This is a genomic window from Mesorhizobium sp. M6A.T.Ce.TU.016.01.1.1 (genome assembly GCF_003997065.1).
Classification (GTDB): Bacteria; Pseudomonadota; Alphaproteobacteria; order Rhizobiales; family Rhizobiaceae; genus Mesorhizobium; species Mesorhizobium mediterraneum.
Genome location: NZ_RZTJ01000005.1, coordinates 397,264 through 416,282 on the forward strand (window position 1 = coordinate 397,264; position 19,019 = coordinate 416,282).

The 19,019-nt window shown below is 61.5% G+C and carries 26 protein-coding genes; 8 read left to right on the plus strand and 18 right to left on the minus strand.

All coding sequences use genetic code 11. The features are described 5' to 3' along the window. Window positions 1-18: 18 nt before the first annotated feature. Together EOC94_RS13370 and EOC94_RS13375 are read left to right on the plus strand one after the other, a co-directional pair. Window positions 19-684: a GntR family transcriptional regulator gene (locus EOC94_RS13370; RefSeq protein ID WP_245465558.1), complete on the plus strand. Its 666-nt coding sequence runs from the start codon at window positions 19-21 to the stop codon at window positions 682-684. Beyond that, entirely contained in the window at window positions 681-1,130 is a 450-nt protein-coding gene (locus EOC94_RS13375) for an OsmC family protein (protein WP_185928224.1), read from the plus strand. Before EOC94_RS13370 ends, EOC94_RS13375 begins: the two co-directional genes overlap by 4 nt. 47 nt (window positions 1,131-1,177) lie before the next feature. On the opposite strand, the gene EOC94_RS13380 is transcribed toward EOC94_RS13375, so the two are convergent. Together EOC94_RS13380 and grxD are read right to left on the minus strand one after the other, a co-directional pair. Beyond that, window positions 1,178-2,422 carry a multidrug effflux MFS transporter gene (locus tag EOC94_RS13380; protein ID WP_095489572.1) on the minus strand — a complete coding sequence of 415 codons (1,245 nt, stop codon included), beginning with the start codon at window positions 2,420-2,422 and terminating at the stop codon, window positions 1,178-1,180. A gap of 173 nt (window positions 2,423-2,595) precedes the next feature. Then, complete coding sequence (grxD, locus tag EOC94_RS13385; protein ID WP_127205613.1) at window positions 2,596-2,931, minus strand: Grx4 family monothiol glutaredoxin; 336 nt, start codon at window positions 2,929-2,931, stop codon at window positions 2,596-2,598. Window positions 2,932-3,095: 164 nt separating this feature from the next. Between grxD and EOC94_RS13390 the strand changes: the two genes are divergently transcribed. Beyond that, on the plus strand, window positions 3,096-3,890 hold the full coding sequence (locus EOC94_RS13390) for a phosphodiester glycosidase family protein (protein WP_127290991.1): 795 nt from the start codon (window positions 3,096-3,098) through the stop codon (window positions 3,888-3,890). Between the two features lie 8 nt (window positions 3,891-3,898). Here EOC94_RS13390 and EOC94_RS34330 read toward each other — a convergent pair whose 3' ends face one another. From EOC94_RS34330 to EOC94_RS13410, 5 genes are all read right to left on the minus strand, one after another. After that, window positions 3,899-4,177, minus strand: a complete 279-nt coding sequence (locus tag EOC94_RS34330; protein WP_210212078.1) for a hypothetical protein — start codon at window positions 4,175-4,177, stop codon at window positions 3,899-3,901. Continuing rightward, entirely contained in the window at window positions 4,128-4,637 is a 510-nt protein-coding gene (locus tag EOC94_RS13395) for a class I SAM-dependent methyltransferase (protein ID WP_210212079.1), read from the minus strand. Before EOC94_RS13395 ends, EOC94_RS34330 begins: the two co-directional genes overlap by 50 nt. A gap of 30 nt (window positions 4,638-4,667) precedes the next feature. After that, window positions 4,668-4,901, minus strand: coding sequence for a BolA family transcriptional regulator (locus EOC94_RS13400; RefSeq protein ID WP_023674714.1), 234 nt, complete (start codon window positions 4,899-4,901; stop codon window positions 4,668-4,670). 86 nt (window positions 4,902-4,987) lie between these two features. Continuing rightward, the gene (purL, locus tag EOC94_RS13405; protein WP_127290993.1) at window positions 4,988-7,228 is read right to left on the minus strand and encodes a phosphoribosylformylglycinamidine synthase subunit PurL; all 2,241 of its coding nucleotides are present in this window, start codon (window positions 7,226-7,228) and stop codon (window positions 4,988-4,990) included. 148 nt (window positions 7,229-7,376) lie between these two features. Continuing rightward, on the minus strand, window positions 7,377-8,792 hold the full coding sequence (locus EOC94_RS13410; protein ID WP_127290995.1) for a PLP-dependent aminotransferase family protein: 1,416 nt from the start codon (window positions 8,790-8,792) through the stop codon (window positions 7,377-7,379). Window positions 8,793-8,885: 93 nt separating this feature from the next. Here EOC94_RS13410 and EOC94_RS13415 point away from each other — a divergent pair, with 93 nt between their 5' ends. Then, entirely contained in the window at window positions 8,886-9,131 is a 246-nt protein-coding gene (locus EOC94_RS13415) for a DUF1127 domain-containing protein (protein ID WP_127290997.1), read from the plus strand. A gap of 10 nt (window positions 9,132-9,141) precedes the next feature. Here the strand turns inward: EOC94_RS13415 and EOC94_RS13420 are convergent, their stop codons facing one another. The 6 genes from EOC94_RS13420 to purC are packed head-to-tail and all read right to left on the minus strand — an operon-like array spanning window position 9,142 to window position 12,289. Next, window positions 9,142-9,804 carry a Pr6Pr family membrane protein gene (locus EOC94_RS13420; RefSeq protein WP_126106802.1) on the minus strand — a complete coding sequence of 221 codons (663 nt, stop codon included), beginning with the start codon at window positions 9,802-9,804 and terminating at the stop codon, window positions 9,142-9,144. Window positions 9,805-9,808: 4 nt separating this feature from the next. Further along, window positions 9,809-10,225, minus strand: coding sequence for a hypothetical protein (locus tag EOC94_RS13425; protein ID WP_095489565.1), 417 nt, complete (start codon window positions 10,223-10,225; stop codon window positions 9,809-9,811). Between the two features lie 47 nt (window positions 10,226-10,272). Further along, a complete protein-coding gene (purQ, locus tag EOC94_RS13430; protein ID WP_095489564.1) occupies window positions 10,273-10,941 on the minus strand; it encodes a phosphoribosylformylglycinamidine synthase subunit PurQ in 669 nt (222 codons plus the stop codon). After that, window positions 10,938-11,192: a hypothetical protein gene (locus tag EOC94_RS13435; protein ID WP_091591367.1), complete on the minus strand. Its 255-nt coding sequence runs from the start codon at window positions 11,190-11,192 to the stop codon at window positions 10,938-10,940. Before EOC94_RS13435 ends, purQ begins: the two co-directional genes overlap by 4 nt. Before the next feature lie 18 nt (window positions 11,193-11,210). After that, the gene (gene purS / locus EOC94_RS13440) at window positions 11,211-11,453 is read right to left on the minus strand and encodes a phosphoribosylformylglycinamidine synthase subunit PurS (RefSeq protein WP_127291067.1); all 243 of its coding nucleotides are present in this window, start codon (window positions 11,451-11,453) and stop codon (window positions 11,211-11,213) included. 41 nt (window positions 11,454-11,494) lie between these two features. Further along, window positions 11,495-12,289: a phosphoribosylaminoimidazolesuccinocarboxamide synthase gene (gene purC, locus EOC94_RS13445; protein ID WP_023674725.1), complete on the minus strand. Its 795-nt coding sequence runs from the start codon at window positions 12,287-12,289 to the stop codon at window positions 11,495-11,497. 274 nt (window positions 12,290-12,563) lie between these two features. Between purC and EOC94_RS13450 the strand changes: the two genes are divergently transcribed. Next, window positions 12,564-12,884, plus strand: a complete 321-nt coding sequence (locus EOC94_RS13450; protein WP_095489563.1) for a DUF1476 domain-containing protein — start codon at window positions 12,564-12,566, stop codon at window positions 12,882-12,884. Between the two features lie 120 nt (window positions 12,885-13,004). Then, a complete protein-coding gene (locus EOC94_RS13455) occupies window positions 13,005-13,778 on the plus strand; it encodes an HpcH/HpaI aldolase/citrate lyase family protein (RefSeq protein WP_095489562.1) in 774 nt (257 codons plus the stop codon). Here EOC94_RS13455 and EOC94_RS13460 read toward each other — a convergent pair. Then, window positions 13,775-14,323, minus strand: coding sequence for an alpha/beta hydrolase (locus EOC94_RS13460; protein ID WP_095489682.1), 549 nt, complete (start codon window positions 14,321-14,323; stop codon window positions 13,775-13,777). The two genes, EOC94_RS13455 and EOC94_RS13460, sit on opposite strands and share 4 nt — an antisense overlap. A gap of 250 nt (window positions 14,324-14,573) precedes the next feature. On the opposite strand from EOC94_RS13460, the gene EOC94_RS13465 reads away from it, so the two are divergent. Then, window positions 14,574-15,386, plus strand: coding sequence for a VOC family protein (locus tag EOC94_RS13465; protein ID WP_126106798.1), 813 nt, complete (start codon window positions 14,574-14,576; stop codon window positions 15,384-15,386). 16 nt (window positions 15,387-15,402) lie between these two features. Here EOC94_RS13465 and EOC94_RS13470 read toward each other — a convergent pair whose 3' ends face one another. From EOC94_RS13470 to EOC94_RS13485, 4 genes are read right to left on the minus strand one after another with little or no spacing between them, the layout of a single operon-like run. Beyond that, window positions 15,403-15,975, minus strand: coding sequence for an alpha/beta hydrolase (locus tag EOC94_RS13470; RefSeq protein ID WP_127290999.1), 573 nt, complete (start codon window positions 15,973-15,975; stop codon window positions 15,403-15,405). Beyond that, window positions 15,975-17,282, minus strand: coding sequence for an adenylosuccinate lyase (gene purB / locus EOC94_RS13475; RefSeq protein WP_126106797.1), 1,308 nt, complete (start codon window positions 17,280-17,282; stop codon window positions 15,975-15,977). The genes EOC94_RS13470 and purB overlap by 1 nt, the downstream gene beginning before the upstream one ends. A 59-nt stretch (window positions 17,283-17,341) precedes the next feature. After that, entirely contained in the window at window positions 17,342-17,863 is a 522-nt protein-coding gene (locus EOC94_RS13480; RefSeq protein ID WP_185928225.1) for a hypothetical protein, read from the minus strand. Beyond that, window positions 17,860-18,585: a DUF2259 domain-containing protein gene (locus tag EOC94_RS13485; protein WP_127291001.1), complete on the minus strand. Its 726-nt coding sequence runs from the start codon at window positions 18,583-18,585 to the stop codon at window positions 17,860-17,862. The genes EOC94_RS13480 and EOC94_RS13485 overlap by 4 nt, the downstream gene beginning before the upstream one ends. A gap of 139 nt (window positions 18,586-18,724) precedes the next feature. Between EOC94_RS13485 and EOC94_RS13490 the strand changes: the two genes are divergently transcribed. Beyond that, window positions 18,725-18,979: a DUF2171 domain-containing protein gene (locus EOC94_RS13490; RefSeq protein WP_095489556.1), complete on the plus strand. Its 255-nt coding sequence runs from the start codon at window positions 18,725-18,727 to the stop codon at window positions 18,977-18,979. Window positions 18,980-19,019: the final 40 nt, after the last annotated feature.

Genomic DNA, 19,019 nt, shown 5'->3' on the forward strand with positions numbered 1-19,019 from the left:
GACTATTGTGAATAGAGCTTGACCAACTTCGCCGGGGCATCGTACTTTGGATCCATGGATCCAAAGTCGATCTTTAGCGAACTCAAAGACGAGATTGAGTCAGGTGAATTGGCACCGGGCTCCGTTCTCAAGCAGGAATCGATCGCGGAGCGTTTCGGGGTCAGCCGCCAGCCCGTCCGGCAGGCCTTGGACCGGTTACTCGGGAGTGGCATGGCCGTGCGGCGTCCCGATCGAAGCCTGGCGGTAGCGATCCTCTCAGTACGGGAGGCGACTGAACTTTGCGAAGTTCGGGCTATTTTGGAGGTCGCTGCCTTGGAGCAGTCGGTGCCGGGGCTTCAGCCTTCCGCTTTGCGTAAGGCTGAGAGGCTCAATGACGAGCTGTTCGCGGAGTACGATCCGTCACGGATTCTGGAGCTCGACCAACAGTTTCACCTAGCCCTGTACAGCGGTTGCACGAATTCTCGATTGCTTAAGACCATCGGAGACCTTCGACGAGAATCCCGGCGGGCAACCCTTCACCAAGAGCGTGGCGCCCAGGAGCGAATTGATTTCTTCGAGGAACACGCGGCGATCGTTGCCGCTTGTGCGAGGCGCGATTTCGATGCTGCGGCGCAGCATCTTCGCTGCCATCTGACCCAGACGACTGCAAGACTTCTTTCCGTTCCGACAAAGGATCAATCATGAAAATGACCGTCGAAGTGCACTGGGAGCGAGAAGGAGCGGTATTCACCGACAAGCGCTACAGCCGCGCGCACATCTGGCGCTTCGACGGAGGCCAGGTGGTGCTGGCATCCGCTTCGCCGCATATCGTTCCGCTTCCTTATTCAGTGGAAGCCAACGTCGATCCAGAGGAGGCTTACATCGCGGCGATTTCCAGCTGCCACATGTTGACCTTTCTCTCGATCGCGGCGCCCCGGGGGATCGTCGTGGAGAGCTATACCGACAAGGCGGTCGGCATGATGGAGAAGGTGGACGGACGATTGGTAGTCAGCCGCGTTGACCTCAATCCGACTATTGTCTACGCCGGGGAAACGCCAACCGCCGCGACAGAAGCGAAACTGCACCACTCGGCGCATGAACAGTGCTTCATTGCCAATTCCGTGAAGACGGAAATCCAGGTAGCCACCTGAGATATCCATTTACCGGCGCGATTGACAACCACAATTGGGTTTCGAACCTAGACCGGCGGGTTCTGCGGCTGGAAGAATTTGCCGCGCTCCGCGATCAGCACCATCACCAATGCGCCAAGCGACACGCTGCAGAATCCGGCGGCCAAGGGCGTCACCGTGCCGTTGAAGGCTTGGCCGATCAGCGTGCCGAGCAGGCCGCCGAGGAAGGTCTGCATGAATCCCAGAATGGACGATGCCGTGCCGGCCAGTTGGCCGAGCGGCTCCATGGCGAGCGCGTTGAAATTCGCGCCCAGCGCGCCGAACGGGAGCATGGCGCCGGCAAAGAAGGTGATGAAGAGCCAGAGCGGCATCTTCATTTCCAGTGACACCACCAGCCACGCAAAGCTGATCACCAGGAAAAGCAGCAGCGCGCTCTGCGACAGGCGCCGCATGCCAATACGGCCGACGAGGCGCGAGTTCAGATAGTTGGAGAAGGCGAGCACCGCCGCGACCCCGGCAAAGATGACGGGAAACATCTCGCCGACTTTGAACACGTCGACGTAGATCTGCTGTGCCGAGGCGATGAAGCCGAACATGGCGGCGAAGATGAAGGTGCTGGCAAAGGCGTAGCAGAGCGCGATGCGATTGGTCAGCACGATGCGGAAACCGCCAAGGACGGATGATGCCGTCAGCGGCCGGCGATATTCGGGATGCAGCGTTTCCGGCAGCCGCAGCAGCGACCAGGCCGAGACGATCAGCGCGCCTGCCGCCATGGTGATGAAGATCCAGTGCCAGGAAGCAAACAGCATGATGAACTGACCGATGCCTGGCGCTACCACCGGAATGGCCATGAACACCATGAAGATCAGCGACATCACCTCAGCCATGCGTCGGCCTTCGAAAGTGTCGCGCACGATCGAGACGGCGATGACGCGCGTGGCGGCCGCACCAATGCCTTGCACCAGCCTGCACAGAAGAAGAATAGCGAATGACGGGGCGATAGCCGCGGCAGCCGCCGCTGCGACATAGATCACCAGTCCGACGACGAGTGGAGCACGGCGTCCAAAACGGTCCGAGATCGGTCCGAAGAAAAGCTGCCCGCCGCCAAAGCCCAGAATATAGGCGGCAATCACATATTGGCGGTGGTTTTCATTCTCCACGCCCAGCGAGGCGCCGATTTGCTGCAGCGCCGGCAGCATGATGTCGATGGCCAGCGAGTTGAGCGCCATCAATGCCGCGCACAGTGCGATGAATTCCCAGCGCGGAATAGGCAAGGTGCTTGCCTGTTGCGGCGCTTGTGCATGCTGATCCACGGCAAAGTCCGATCTTCAAACGAAAAAGCGCCGGCGCGCCGGCGCATTCATTCGTCTTGTGCCCCGATAGCGGGGAGGTGGTCAGTTTACCGAGGTGGGGGCTGGCCCGGCGTTTAGCGCATGACCCCGAAAATCGGAATCGATTTTCGGAAAGGATCATGCGCAAACAGAATTCAGGCGGCGCCTTTGACGCTCACGCCCTTTTCGACGAGGTACGTCTGCAGTTCGCCCGCCTGGAACATCTCGCGGATAATGTCGCAGCCGCCAACGAACTCACCCTTGACGTAGAGCTGAGGGATGGTCGGCCAGTTGGAGTATTCCTTGATACCTTGCCGCAGCTCGGCCGAGGTCAGCACGTCCACGCCCTTGTAGTCGGCCCCGATGTAGTCGAGGATCTGCACGACTTGACCAGAAAACCCGCATTGCGGGAAACCGGGCGTGCCCTTCATGAAAAGGACGACGTCGTTGCCCTTCACTTCGCTGTCGATGTAGTCGTTGATACCGCTCATAGAGAATCCTTTCATGCCCGCGGGAGTCGGGCTCGAAACATATCCTTTCAAATAAACCCATAGGTTGCCTGAAACAAGACGTTTGCCGCCTCGTCACGCAAATGGCGCAAAGGATGGCTTGATATTGGGCCAAGAGCATCGGCCAGCTATTTCCCCGGGAAGCGATGAAAAGGCGACATAGCGCGGCGATCCTGATTGGTGTTCTGCTTGTCGCACTGGCCCTGATCTGGTGGTTTTGGCCGTCGGAGCACCCGCCTGTCACCGTCGGCGGCGAACTGCCCGGACCATGCCGGGATTTTAGCTTCGAGGCGGTTCCCTACATCGTCTGCGAGATCGATCTTCGCAGCTACGATGTCGCTGTCTTCCACGCCGGCGACGACGGCAGGGCCTTCGGTTCGCTGGAAAAGTTCGACAAGTCGATGTCGGGCGAGGGCAGGCCGGCGCTGCTCGCCATGAATGCCGGCATGTATCATGAGGATCTGACGCCGGTCGGCCTTCTCGTCGAAAATGGTCACGAGGTGGCGCCGCTCGACCTCGCTGATGGCGAAGGCAATTTCTTCCTGAAGCCAAACGGCGTGTTCCTGATCCGCAAGGACGGCAAGGCGGCGATCATGGAAACGAACGCCTATGCCGCCGCAAAGCCGGACGTGGCGTTCGCCACGCAGTCCGGCCCGATGCTGGTGATCGACGGCCGGCCTCATCCACGCTTCGAGGCGAACGGCACGTCGCGTCACATTCGCAACGGCGTCGGCGTGCGTGATGAAAACACGATGGTGCTGGCGATCTCACGCTCGCAAGTCAGTCTCGGCAGCTTTGCACGCCTGTTCCGCGACGAGCTAGATTGCCCCAACGCGCTTTTCTTCGACGGCGTAGTCTCGGCGCTGTCGAATGGCGAGAGGATGATCGTCGGCGGAAGCTATCCGGCAGGGCCGATCATTGCCGTCTCAGCGAAAAGGTGACGGCACATTTATTTGTATGCGCGCACGCATATGAATGCCGGCGCCATACTCAGTTCGGCAAAATGCCTGGGATCGACCGCTTCCATCTCCGGCACCGGAAGCGGCTCGACGAAACGGTCGAGCGTCCAGCCTGCGCCGGTAAGGCCATTGAGGATATCACTGAGCGGTCTGCGATAGGACTCGACATAGGGGTTGGGCTCACCAAAGCCGCCCCAATGCATACCCCAGCGGTTGGTTTCAAAATAGGTTTTCGCTCCGTGCGTGCGCTCGTCCTGCCAGTCGCGCATCGGGTGGCCCATCGAGAAAACCAATTTGCCTCCAGGCCTGGCAACGCGATGAAACTCGGCGAATACCGCCGGCATGCCTTTCGACATAATCAAGCGCCAGCGAGCAAATTATACGGTCGAAACTGCCGTCTGCGAGCCAGTCGAGAGGCTTTTCGAGATCGCCGAGCCGGATATCGACATCCAGTCCCGCGCAGCGCTCGCGCGCCAAGGCCAGCATTTCCGGCGTGATGTCGAAGGCACTTACCCGCGCACCTGAGCGAGCCAGTTTTTCCGAGCAGATGCCAGAGCCGCAACCCGCGTCCAGTATGTCCAGTCCGGTAACCTCGCCCAGCAATTCGAACGAGGCCGGACGTTCATAAAGGGCGTTGTGCGGCTTGCTCGGTGCGAGCGCATCGTAGCGCTTCGCGAAGGAGACATAGGCATCGACCGCAACCGGCTTGCTGTCGCTTGCTTTGACCATGAGAAAAAGGCTTCTTGCCGCGCGCTTGGTTCAGTCCGGCACGCTGGTCTGCAGGGCGAGCGCGTGCAGCACGCCGCCCATATTGCCCTTCAGCGCGTCATAGACCATCTGATGCTGCTGGACGCGGCTTTTTCCGCGAAAGCTCTCGGCCACCACCTCGGCCGCATAGTGGTCGCCGTCGCCAGCCAGGTCGCGGATCGTCACCTTGGCGTCCGGAATGCCTTCCTTGATCAGCCGTTCGATGTCGTGCGCGTCCATTGCCATACGAGGATTCCTTGTTCAGGTCGTGATCTCATAGATATGATCGAAATGGCGGATGAACCAAGCCGAAACAGCCCCACTCGATCATATCACGGGTCGACGATCTCATTTCCCATGAAGCGAGGAAACCAGGATTCGTGGGCAGCGGTCAATTCGACGACAGGGATCGCCCGCGCCTCGCCGAGTTTCAGATCACTACCGCCGGTCGAGCCGATCCACGGCGCGAAGATACCGAGCTTGCTCTGCTCTTCGCGAATAGCGTCCCATTCCTTGCTCTGCGGATCGATCGACAGCGTCAAGAGGTAGCGGCCTTGATCCTCGCCGAACCAGACCGGGATCGGATCGGTCCCGACCAGGCCGGGGACGGTCGCGCCTATGCCGGACGCCATCGCCATCTCGGCCAGCGCGACAGCAATGCCGCCATCGGAAATGTCATGCGCTGATGTAACGACGCCGGATGCGATCAGGGCGCGCACATGGTCGCCGACGCGCTTTTCATGGTCGAGGTCGACCGGCGGCGGCGGGCCGTCGGTGCGGCCATGAATGTCGCGCATATAGGCGGACTGGGCGAGATGCGTTCCCCACATGGACGGCGCACCGACCAGCAGGATCATCTGGCCCTCGGCGGCAAAGCCGATCCGCGCCATCTTCGACCAGTCGGCGATCAGTCCGACGCCGCCGATGGTCGGCGTCGGCAAGATGCCTTGCCCGTTGGTTTCGTTGTAGAGCGAGACATTGCCGGAGACGATCGGAAAGCCGAGCGCGCGGCAGGCATCGCCGATGCCTTTCACGGCGCCGACCAATTGGCCCATGATCTCGGGCCGTTCCGGATTGCCGAAATTCAGGTTGTCGGTCGCGGCGAGCGGCAGGGCGCCAGTGGCGGTAAGGTTGCGCCAGCATTCAGCGACCGCCTGCTTGCCGCCCTCATAAGGGTCGGCCTCGCAATAGCGCGGCGTGACGTCGGAGGAGAAGGCGAGCGCCTTGGTCGGATGACCCTCGACACGCACCACGCCGGCATCGCCGCCCGGAAGCTGCAGCGAATTGCCCTGGATCAGCGTGTCGTACTGCTCCCATACCCAGCGGCGCGAGGACAGGTCGGGTCCGCCGAGCAGTTTCAGCAAAGCCTCGGCGACATCCGCTTGTGGTGCATCGCTGGCTGCCAGGGGCGCCGGCTTCTTCGGCTCGGTCCAGGGACGGTCATATTCCGGCGCCTGGTCGCCAAGGTCCTTGATCGGCAGATTGGCGACCTCATCGCCCTGGTGCAGCACGCGAAAGCGCAGATCGTCGGTGGTCTTGCCGACAATGGCGAAGTCGAGGCCCCATTTGTGGAAGATCGCCTCGGCTTCCTTTTCCTTTTCGGGGCGCAGCACCATCAGCATGCGCTCCTGGCTCTCCGACAGCATCATCTCATAGGCGCTCATGCGCTCCTCGCGCACCGGCACCTTGTCGAGGTCGAGCTCGATGCCGAGATCGCCCTTGGCGCCCATCTCGACCGCCGAGCAGGTGAGGCCGGCAGCCCCCATGTCCTGGATGGCGATGACGGCGCCGGACGCCATCAGCTCGAGGCAGGCTTCGAGCAGGCATTTTTCAGTGAAGGGGTCACCGACCTGAACGGTGGGCCGCTTCTCGTCGATCTTGTCGTCGAACTCGGCCGAGGCCATGGTCGCGCCGCCGACACCATCGCGGCCGGTCTTGGCGCCGAGATAGACGACCGGCAGGCCGACGCCCTTGGCTTCCGACAGGAAGATGGCATCGGTCTTGGCGAGCCCCGCCGCGAAGGCGTTGACCAGGATATTGCCATTGTAGCGTGCGTCGAAATTGACTTCGCCGCCGACCGTCGGCACGCCGAAGGAATTGCCGTAGCCGCCAACGCCGGAAACGACACCGGCAACCAGGTGTTTGGTCTTGGGATGGTCCGGCGCACCGAAGCGCAGCGCGTTCATTGCCGCGATCGGCCGCGCGCCCATGGTGAAGACATCGCGCAGGATGCCGCCGACGCCGGTCGCCGCCCCCTGATAGGGTTCGATATAGGAGGGGTGGTTGTGGCTCTCCATCTTGAAGACGACGCAGTCGCCGTCGCCGATATCGACCACACCGGCATTTTCGCCCGGGCCCTGGATGACCCGCGGCCCGGTGGTGGGCAGCGTGCGCAGCCACTTCTTCGAGGATTTGTAGGAGCAGTGCTCGTTCCACATCGCCGAGAAGATGCCAAGCTCGGTGAAGCTCGGTTCGCGACCGACCAGGTCGAGGATGCGCTGATATTCGTCGGGCTTCAGCCCGTGCGCGGCAATAAGTTCCGGAGTGATCGGGGCGGAATTGGAAATGGTCATGGGCGGAAATTTATATCCTTGGGATCGAGTCCCGTCTTATCGCAAGCTTTGCAGCCGATACACCCCATCAAGCGACGAAAACGATGAATAGCCACAGGGGCAGCAAGTAGCGAAAGATCGCCACTCGACCCGCCTGTTTCAAGCCGGTTCAGGAGAAACTGTCGTAGCCGGCACGGCCTTCGTCCAGAAGCCGCCTGATCACCGCGAGACCATGCGCTAAGTCCTCTCGCCGTTCGGGCTGTGACACGCCAAAGCGGACGCCATGGAAAACCTGTTCGGAGCGCCCCGCCTTGAACTCGTCCTCATCGTCGATCAGCACGCCATGCTCGAGGCAGGCTTGCTTGAAGGTGCCGGAAAGCCATGGATCGGGCAAAGTGAGCCAAACGAACGGCACGTTATCCAACGCCTTGAAGTCGAAGCCGTCGAGTGTCTCGCGAACGATCCCTATGCGCGCGCTGATTTCGGCAATGCTGCGTTTGCGCATCTCGCTGGCCTGGCCGGACAGCACCAGCCGGCTGCCCACCTCTGCCAGCAGGAAGGCGAGGCCGCCGGTCATCATCTTGTGGGCGACCCTGATGCGGTGGCGATAGGCCGGCGGGCAGGCTAGCCAGCCGCTACGAACACCCGCCGCGACCGATTTCGACAGGCCGCCGGCAACGATTGTCCGTTCCGGCGCATATTCGGCGAGCAATGGTGTTGGGTCGTCTGTCATGCCGCCATAGAGATCATCCTCAATCAGGACGACATTGTATTGACGGGCGACGCGCGCGATGGCCTCGCGGCGCGTTGCCGACAGCGTCACCAATGTCGGGTTCTTGGCCGTCGGCATCAGGAACATTATTTTCGGATGTTTTTGCGCACAGACGCGCTCGAAATCATCGGGATCGATGCCTTCGTCGTCCGCCGCCACCAGTGCGGTCCGGCGCCCGATCAGGCCGGCGCTGCGGGAAATCTGCGAGTAGGTGAGGTGCTCGAAGACAACATAGTCGCCGGGAGTGGTGAGCCCCGCAATTGCTGCCATCACCGCGGCATGGGTGCCGAGCGTCGGAACGATGGTATCCGCGGTCGGGCGAAAGGAATTGCGCGACAGCCAGCTTCTGCCTGCCTCAAACCAGCGGCCCGGGAAATCGCGCGTGTAGCTTGAAATCTCGTGCGGATAGTCCTGCGTTGTGCGCGAAAGCACATCGGCGACAATGGCGCCCTGGCCAGTGTCGGGCGCGGCCGTGCTGTCGAGGCGCAGTTTGTCGCGAGGCGCATCGAAGTAGTAGCGCGTGCCTTGCTCGACAGGTTCCAGGAAATCCGGCTTCGCGACATCCAGGCGCTGCGTCAGGACATAGGTTCCGCGCCCAACTTCGCCGCTGACCAATCCGCGCTCCCGCAGCAGCTGATAGGCCCTGCCGACGGTGCCGACGGTCGTGCCGATATCGTATGCCAGATCCCGTTGCGGCGGCAGTTTTGTCCCTGCATCGATCACGCCCCGATCAATGTCCGTTTCAATGGAATCCGCCAACCGCTGATAGAGCGGGCCGGTACCTGTGGTGAGATCTGGAAGCCAACTTGTCATGGTAACAATTTTCTATATTGCGCCGAAATATGAGTCAATACATATGAAGCGTCTGGCAAAAAGGGTACAATCGCAGATATTGGCGGAAAAGCAATGGATACAATCGGCACAATTCGCTATGCAGGAGCTGAGTTACGGACTGCGCGGCCATCAGGTCGGAGGACCTATGTCAATCGTCTCGTCCGCGTGGTCAGGTCGCTCTTCAAGTGGATCGACACCATGGTCGATCGCCGGCGCAGCCGGCTGATATTGCTGGAGATGACCGACGATCAGCTCAAGGATATCGGCGTCTCGCGCTGCGATGCCCACCGTGAGGGTCTGCGGCCGTTCTGGGACTGAAAAGAAGGTCTCAGGAAGCCGTTTTCGTACCTTGATGGACGCCAGGGCTCCTCATCCGCGAGATGCCGTGATCGGCAAGCACGGCGACTACGCACAGCGCGAGAAAAAGCCCGGTGATGCCGAGCGCCGAGACGGCGACGCTGGCCGCGCCGTTCTTGGCGACATCGAGGAACGGGTAGGGCACTTCGCCCGATATCGGCGCCCGCGCCAGTGCATAGGCCAAATAGGCGACCGGATAGATCATCCACCAGGAGATGTCGCGCCACCGCGTCGAGCCATCGGCGCCTGCCACAAGCCACCACAGCACGAACAGCACCGGCGTCACATAGTGCAGCAGGACATCGCAGAGCAGGAACAGGCCCTGCGGCTGCCAAAGCTGCGCCAGGACCGTGGCATAGACGATGAAGACCAGCGTTATGGCAACCGCTACGCCGGCCCGTGTCCGCGGCCCGGCAAAGGCTGGGAACCAGGCGTAGCCACCGGGTGACAGCAGCGAAACATGCACGAGCACGGCGCCGATATTGGTCAGGATGGTGAAGAAGCTGAAATAGAAGACCAGCGAGCCAACAAAACTGCGGCCGGCTTCCATCGACGCCGGAACGGTTATGCAGATTTGCAGGACAAGCCCGGCCAGACCTATGACCAGACCCGCTATCTGCAGCAAGCGGGCCATGACGCTACGCCGCCGTACCGCAGGCCGGGTTGCCTGTCTGCCAGCGCGCGATGTCCGAGCCGATGCGTGCACCGAGCGGCTCGTCCATCAGCGGACCGTAGACGTCGATGCGGCGTGAATTGCCTTGCGCCTGCACGACCAGCAACGGCTTTCCGCCATAGTGTTTGACCGGGACTAGCAGGAAGCGCGGCGTGCCGGTGAACGAATTCAGCTCGTTGGCCATCTGATAGGGCTTGAAGGCAGGATCCTTGTTGGCGATCCAGCATTTGTGGGCGGCGATCGCCACCTGTTCCATGGCAAGCAGCGACGCGCTCTTGCCCGAAGGTGCCGGCGCGTTCTTCGGCTTCGATTGGCAGGAGGCGAGCACAAGGCCGGCGGTGGCGACGAGAGCGAGGCGGGCGATCGTCTGTCTCAGGCTCATGCGGCCGCCCTATTTCGAGTTCGGGAAAAGGATGAATGCTGGAGATATCAAGCGGCGATGCCGAGGGCACTTTCGAACAGTGCCCGGCCGTCGCTGCCGCCATGTGCCGCTTCGATCAGGTTCTCGGGATGCGGCATCAGGCCGAGCACATTGCCCTGGCCGTTGATGATGCCGGCAATGTCGTTGATCGAGCCGTTGGGATTGGTGCCTTCGGCATAGCGAAAAACGACCTGGCCTTCGCCTTCGAGCCTGCGAAGCGTCTCGTCGTCGGCAAAATAATTGCCGTCGTGATGCGCCACCGGCGAGCGGATGATCTGGCCCGGCTGATAGCGGCGGGTGAACATGGTGTTGGCATTGGCGATCTGCAGCTTGACTTGCCGGCAGACGAATTTCAGCGACGTGTTGCGCATCAAGGCGCCCGGCAAAAGGCCGGCCTCGACCAGGATCTGGAAGCCGTTGCAGACGCCGATGACCATGACGCCCTTGGCTGCTTTTTCAGCCACCGCCCGCATCACAGGCATGCGCGCGGCAATGGCGCCGCAGCGCAGATAGTCGCCGAAGGAGAAGCCGCCAGGGATGGTAATCAGGTCGACATCGGGGATTTCGGTGTCGGTCTGCCAGACCGTGACCGGTGGCATTCCCGAAATCTTGGTCAGCGCCGCGATCATGTCGCGGTCACGGTTGAGGCCTGGCAGGAGGACGACGGCTGATTTCATTTCGGTTCGTAAGGCCTCTGGGCTTCGGCAAGTTCACGCAGGTCTAAGCGGCGTTCGATATGTTCCAGGCGCTCGTCCTGGCGAGCCAGCACGCCGTAGATGTTCTTCACGTCACCCTCGGTGGCAATGAGATGGCCGCGGATAGAGCCAAGCTCGGACTTTACCTCCCCGAGCGTCAAATCCATCCTGTCCAGCCGCGACTGAATGGACTTGAGGACTTCAAATATCAAGCTTCCATCAATCTCGGCCATCTGCCCTCCTGCACAACCTCAGGTAATGGCCACACTATAGTTCTCAATCACCGTATTCGCCAGAAGCTTGTCGCACATCGCTTTGAGATCGGCTTCGGCCTTGGCCCTGTCGCTCTCAGCAAGCTCGACATCGAAAACCTTGCCCTGCCGCACCTGGCCGACGCCGTCAAAGCCCATCCCGGACAGCGCATGTTCGATCGCCTTGCCTTGCGGGTCGAGCACGCCGTTCTTGAGAGTGACGGTAATGCGGGCCTTGATCACGCTGGACATGCTCCTGTTCGAAGTGTTGAGCGGCAAAAATCTCAGTGCGGCTTGCCTTTGACGCCATCGGTCGAGGCGACGAGCACTGGTCCGGCGGGACGCGGCGGCTCGTTCTCGTTCATGATGCCGAGGCGGCGGGCGACTTCCTGATAGGCTTCGACCAATCCGCCCATGTCGCGGCGGAAACGATCCTTGTCGAGCTTGTCCTGCGTCGCCACGTCCCACAGACGGCACGAGTCCGGCGAGATCTCGTCAGCAACGACGATGCGCATCATGTCGCCTTCGAACAGGCGGCCGCACTCGATCTTGAAGTCGACGAGCTGGATGCCGACGCCCATGAACAAGCCGGAGAGGAAGTCGTTGACGCGGATGGCCAGCGCCATGACGTCGTCGATCTCCTGAGGGCTCGCCCAACCGAAAGCGGTGATGTGCTCTTCAGACACCATCGGATCGTCGAGCGCGTCGGCCTTGTAATAGAATTCGATGATCGAGCGCGGCAGCACCGTGCCTTCCTCGATGCCGAGACGCTTGGCCAGCGAACCGGCGGCGACGTTGCGGACGACCACCTCGAGCGGAATGATCTCGACTTCCTTGATCAGCTGCTCGCGCATGTTGAGCCGGCGGATGAAGTGGGTCGGAATGCCCATCCGGTTGAGATGGTTGAAGATATGCTCGGAAATGCGGTTGTTGAGCACGCCCTTGCCATCGACGATTTCGTGCTTCTTCTTGTTGAAAGCGGTCGCGTCATCCTTGAAGAACTGGATCAGCGTTCCCGGCTCAGGTCCCTCATAGAGGATCTTGGCCTTGCCTTCATAAATGCGGCGGCGATTTTTCATCTGATTTTTCTCTGGATTTCCGGGCAGGCGGCAAACGACCAGTTCCTGTCCGTATGCCTAAATTAGTGCGGCAACGGTAGGGGTTCAATGCCGGTGTCTATCCCAATCGCACTGTTTGCTCAATCGGCAAATCCTTTCAATCAACCGCTTTCCGGAATGAAATGCCGCAGCGCAGCAAGTGATGTAGCATATTGACCGGCCCGCGGCCTTTTGGTTTGTGCTTCGGCAACACATATTCAACCGCCAGCGAATCGGATTTGACCGGAGGGATGCCATGATCGATATGAAAGACCGCGAAGAGGGTTTCGAGCGCAAATTCGCATTCGACGAGGAGCTTCGGTTCAAGGCTTCGGCGCGCCGCAACAAGGCGCTCGGCCTGTGGGCCGCCGAAAAGTTGGGCAAGTCCGGACCCGATGCCGAAGCCTATGCCAAGCAGGTCGTGGTCGCCGACATCGAGGAAGCTGGCGATCACGACGTTTTCCGCAAGATCCGCAAGGATTTCGACGAAGCCGGGGTCGACCAGTCGGACCATCAGATTCGCCGCACCATGGACGATCTGATGGCGCAGGCGATTGAACAGATCAAGAACACCTGATCTCTCTCTGCGCCAAATCGACCTGCTGGACCAATCGACCGCCCGGGTGGACCGGGCGGTTTTTCTTTGCCTTTGCAGCCATTTCCGGCTGAATTGCTGCAACCAAAGAGGAAACCGCCTATGTCCCTGAAGTCACGCCTTGCGGCCGATGAAACGTTGTGCACCGCATGGTCCGGCGTGCCTGATGCCCTTACGGTCGAGATTCTTGCCCGACAGGGTTTCGATGCCGTCACGCTCGACATGCAGCATGGCGGGCATCACGAGGACAGTGTGCTGCGCGGCCTTGGGCCGGTGCTGGCCGCCAACAAACCGGCGCTGGTGCGCATTCCGGTCGGCCGCTTCGACATGGCCAGCCGCGCGCTCGATTTCGGCGCTGAGGCGGTGATTGCGCCGATGGTGAATTCTGTGGCGGACGCCAGGCTGTTTGCCGCCGCCATGAAGTACCCGCCGCTCGGCGAGCGCTCCTGGGGTCCGACTTATGCCTTTCCGCGCCATGGCAAGGGCGATTATGCCGACTGGCTGCGCGACAGCAACGAGCGCACCATGGCTTTCGCTATGGTCGAGACGCGCGCCGCCCTCGATGCGCTCGACGGCATCCTCGACACGCCGGGTATCGACGGCATCTTCCTCGGCCCATCGGATTTCTCGATTGCCTGGTCGAACGGCGCCACCGTCAACTCGACGCTCGAAAGCATGATGGAAACCGTCGCCTCGATCGCCGAGCGGACACGCAAGGCCGGCAAGCATGCCGCGATCTACGTCGTCGAGCCGGCCATCGCCGGCCGCGTGGTATCGATGGGCTATCGGCTGCTGGCCATGGGCTCCGAGCATGCGCTGATCGGTCTGGGGGCAAAGACCCTGCTGAAGAGCGTCAAGGACTCGATCGGGTCCTAAAGATCCGTCAGGAATTTCGCAAAAGTCATCGATCCTTCGGGCCACGGCCCGAAACCGGAATCCGCATTGAGATGTCCGGCATCGCCGGCGTCGATGAACAGCGAGCCCCAGGCGCCGGCAATGTCCTCGGCGACGCCGAACGCGCAGAACGGGTCGTTGCGGCTGGCGATCACCACCGAAGGGAATGCCAGTGGCTCGCGCGGATAGGGGCCGAAGGTCATCAAGTGCCTGGGTTTTATCTTGGGATTGGCGACGTCGGGCGGCGCCACGAAGAAGGCTCCGGCGACCGGGCGCTGGAACTGCGGCATTGCCTGGATTGCGGCCGCGACCCCAAGCGAATGCGCGACGATGACGACCGGCCGCTCGGCCTCGTTAACCGCCTTCGCCACGCTCGCCGTCCAGTCCTGGCGCACCGGCTTCGACCATTCTGCCTGCTCGACGCGGCGTGCCGTCGACAATTTCGATTGCCAGCGGCTCTGCCAATGGTCGGGACCGGAATTGGTATACCCCGGCACGATGAGAATATCTGCATCTCTGACTTTCATGGCGCGCATGTAGCGAGCACCGTTGCTTCGCGCAACCGTGTCGAGCCGGCCTGGCGATCAAAATGGTGAACACCATGTTCGCTTCTTGCCATCTTGTGTGAACGATCGCGATCGACGATCTGTCGTCGAGAAAGAAACAGCCGTGTAAATGAGAACCAGGATTTTGGAACTGACACGACGTACAATGGTAGGTGGCGCCGGGCTCCTGGCCTTGGGGATATCGTCGACGGCCGCCCAAACGGAGAGTTTGATGAGCGAACTGCCTTTTGCCGCCACGACCCCGGTCAGCGTTGCCCGCGTCGGGTTGCGGGCGCGCGATGCCGAAAATCTCGCTGCCTATTATCGCAACGTCGTCGGCCTGCAGGAGCTGAGCCGCGCAGGCGGCACGATTACGCTGGGCGCTGCCAATCGTCCCTTGCTCGACATCGAGGCGGATGCAGTGGCGAAGCCCGACGATCCGCGCAGTGCCGGCCTCTTCCACACTGCCTTCCTGCTGCCCAGCCGGGCCGATCTCGGCCGTTGGATCAACCACGCCATCGCCAACAAGATCGGCATCGAGGGCGCTTCCGACCATCTGGTCAGCGAGGCGCTTTACCTGACCGACCCTGAAGGCAATGGCATCGAGATCTATGCCGACCGCCGCCGTGAGGACTGGAAATGGAATGGCGACAAGATAGCGATGGCGACCGAACGGCTGAACATCTCCTCTGTCGTTGCCGAAGTGCCGGCCGGCGATGCCGGCTGGCAGGGTGCGCCGGACAACAGCATCATCGGACATGTCCATCTGCGCGTCGGCAGGCCGGAAGACGCCGAAGCCTGGTGGCATCAGGAATTCGGCTTCGACACAGTGGCGAAATATGGCAGCGCGGCGGTGTTCTTGTCGTCAGGCGGCTACCACCACCATATCGGCGCCAATGCGTGGCAGAGTGCCGGTGCCGGCCGACGCGATCCTTCTCGGTCCGGTCTAGCCTGGGTGGAAATGCGTTCAGACAATGTGACTGACGCAACGACCCGTGAGGACCCATGGGGAACGGTGATCAGGACCGTTCCAGGCAAGGCTTGAGCGTTTTGGAAGCCTGTTAGAGCCGGGCTTTTTCCAACAAGCGACCGAGCATGAGCAGGCCCGCCGGCCAAAGGCCGAGGCGGGTCTCGTTTCCCATATGGCCGAGATCGCCGGCATCGGCGAGGTCCGCGCCCCAGGCCGCGGCGAAGGCCGTCGCCTGGTCGAAGGTGACGCGCGGATCGGTGCGGCTGGCCACCACCAGGGTCGGGAAAGGCAAGCGTTTCAACGGCATCGGCGCAAAGGGACGAACAAGGTCGAAGGACGGATCAGGGTCCTCGACATTGGTTGCGGCAACCAGCAACGCGCCCGCAACCTTGTTGAGCTGGCTTTCGCTGGCGCCGGCTGCCCATTTCACCGCCGTCGCCACCGCCAGCGAGTGCGCAAGCAGCACCACGCGCCGAGGTGCCGCGGCAATCGCGGCGTCCACCCGGCCAATCCAGTCCTCGGGGTTCGGCCTGTCCCATTCGGCCTGCAGCACGCGGCTCGAATTGGGAAACGCCCGGCACCAATGCGACATCCAGTGATCCGCTCCGGAATTGCCGCGCCCTGGCAGGGCGAGAAAATCGAATTCTCCAGCCGCCGAAATCATCACGCTTCTCCGAACACCCGCTTGAAGATCGTGTCGACATGCTTGGTATGATAGCCAAGGTCGAATTTTTCACGGATCTCGGCTTCGGGCAAGACTGCGGTGACCTCCTTGTCGGCGAGAAGTTCTTCAAGGAAATCAGCGCCTTGCTCCCAAACCTTCATGGCGTTGCGCTGCACCAGCCGGTAGGCATCCTCACGGCTGACGCCCGCCTGGGTCAGCGCCAGCAGCACGCGCTGCGAATGCACGAGGCCGCGGAACTTGTTCATGTTCTTCAGCATGTTGTCGGGATAGACGAGCAATCTGTCGATGACACTGGTCAGCCGCGACAGCGCGAAATCGAGCGTCACCGTCGCATCCGGGCCGATCATGCGCTCGACCGACGAATGCGAAATGTCGCGCTCGTGCCAGAGCGCCACGTTCTCCATCGCCGGCAGCGCGAAGGAACGCACCATGCGGGCAAGCCCGGTAAGGTTTTCGGTCAGCACGGGGTTGCGCTTGTGCGGCATCGCCGACGAGCCTTTCTGTCCGGGCGAAAAATATTCTTCCGCCTCCAGCACCTCGGTGCGCTGCAGATGGCGGATTTCTGTCGCCAGCCGTTCGATCGACGAGGCGATGACACCCAGCGTCGCGAAGAACATCGCATGACGGTCGCGCGGGATCACCTGCGTCGACACCGGCTCCGGCTTCAATCCGAGTTTCTTCGCCACATGCTCTTCGACATAGGGGTCGATATTGGCGAAGGTGCCGACAGCACCTGATATGGCGCACGTCGCAATGTCTTCACGCGCGTGCACCAGCCGCTCGCGGCAGCGCGAGAATTCAGCATAGGCCTGCGCCAGCTTGACGCCGAAGGTGGTCGGCTCGGCATGGATACCGTGGCTGCGGCCGATGGTGACGGTATCCTTGTGTTCGAAGGCGCGACGCTTGAGCGCCGCCAGCAGCGCGTCGATGTCGGCCAAAAGGATGTCGCTGGCGCGACTGAGCTGCACGGCAAAGCAGGTGTCGAGAACGTCCGAGGAGGTCATGCCCTGATGGATGAAGCGGGCATCCGGCCCGACGAATTCGCTGAGATGGGTGAGGAAGGCGATGACGTCGTGCTTGGTGACGCGCTCGATCTCATCGATGGCCTCGACGTCGAACTTCGCCGCCCCGCCCTTTTCCCAGATGGTCTTGGCGGCCTCCTTCGGGATCACGCCGAGCTCGGCCAATGCGTCGCAAGCGTGGGCCTCGATCTCGAACCAGATGCGGAACCGGGTTTCGGGCGACCAGATGGCCACCATTTCCGGCCGGGAGTAGCGAGGGATCATCGGTCAGTCCTGACTTGCGAGGGCGTTCGACCGCGTCCTAACAGAGGCTGACAAAATGCTCAACGCTGCTGCCGCGCAAACCAGATGCTGGCGAGAGCGAGCGCTATGAAACCGAGCGGAAAATAAAGCCGGATGCCCAGGACGACGAATTGATAGAACGCCGTCGCCACAGTGTGCACGAACTGGATGGACCAGGCGATGGTCAGCGCGGGTTCATGCCACTGGGCATAGTAGGAACGGTAGTGCAGCGCAAAGAGCCCGCCGGTGAAGCCGATCGTCGCGACGAGAAGACAGACAAACGCGGCCGCCAAGGCGACTTGCCAATGCCGTCCGAGCGAGACGAGCCGCGCCAGGAACAGGCCAACCGGAAAGGCGAGCGCACCGCCTGCCGCATAGAGCAACGAGACGAAGCGGATCTTTGCCGGGGTCTCCCAGTCGTCCAGCAGCAGATTGACAAGCGCGCTGGCGCCCATCGCTGCGGCCCACAGCAGGGCGCCACAGGCCGCGGCGCCCGGCGATGGCAAGGCCGCCTTGCGGATGCGATCCCGGACGCGGTTGCGTATGACGGGGAGCGGCGTCACAGCCGGCCGGTCACCGCGATCCAGCGATAGTCCGGCCCTTCGAAGCCATATTGGCGCACCGCAATCAGCACGGCGTAGGCGCTGAGGCCTTGCAACGAAAATGTCTGCACCGCACCAATGCGGTAGCCGTTCGGGCAGCCTCTGCTTTTGGGGATCGACTTGTCCTCGTGCAGAAGCTCGTTCTTGCCGCCGTCTTTCGCCTCGATGCGCAGCAGGCGAAAGCCGTTGATCTCGCCCAGGCTCTGGCAGGTTTCGGTGTCGTTCATGCCGATCTCGTCGAGCCGGAACTCGAGCGGATCGTCCACCGGCGAGAAGATCGGCCGCGGGTTGACCACCATGCGGAACGGATCGGCCGAAAGTTCGGTCACCGGGTTGAAGCCGGCGGTGATGCCGCGGTTCGCGGTCAATTCCGACTGCTTGATGATGGCTTCGCCTTTCTGCCGGGCGGCAAGGCGCGCCGCTTCGGGCGTTGCGTTCTCGTCGTCAAGCCGCACCCTGATCGGCGTGCCCTTCAGAAAACTGTCGTCCGCGGTGTTGATGTAATAGCGATTGGCATAGGGGAATCCTGATCCGTCCTGGACGCCATATTCCTCGAAGGCGAAGACGCCGCCATCCCCGGTGAAGCCGAGGATTTCAAGCTCGGCGACGTCGCCGGCATGCGCGGCGAGCGAAGTCGTAAACTGGGCAAGGAGGGAAACGGCAAACAGAACAAGAATTCGCATGGTGTTACTCCCGGCAGCCAAGGTCGATTCATCACTATCACGACGCGGTCAAGACGTCGTGCGGTCTGAAACGCAACGCCGATGCATCCAATCGTGCCGTCATTTGTTATTGTCGGCAGCTTCAAATGGAGACCCCACCATGACCGATGCAGCCAAGATTCGCCAACACATGGAAGTGATCGGCGCCGACGGCGTCCATGTCGGCACCGTCGACAAAGTTGAGGGACAAAGAATCAAGCTGACCAAGCGTGACAGCGGCGAGGGCGCTCATAGGGGCCATCATCACTTCATTCCGCTCAGTCTCGTTGCCGAGATTGAGGGTCAGAAAGTGCGGCTGTCGGCAAATTCGGATGTCGCGGTCACCTTCGAGGAAGAAAAATCCGACCCCACCTGATCACGGGCCATTTGATTACGGCCCATTTGATTACGGCAGC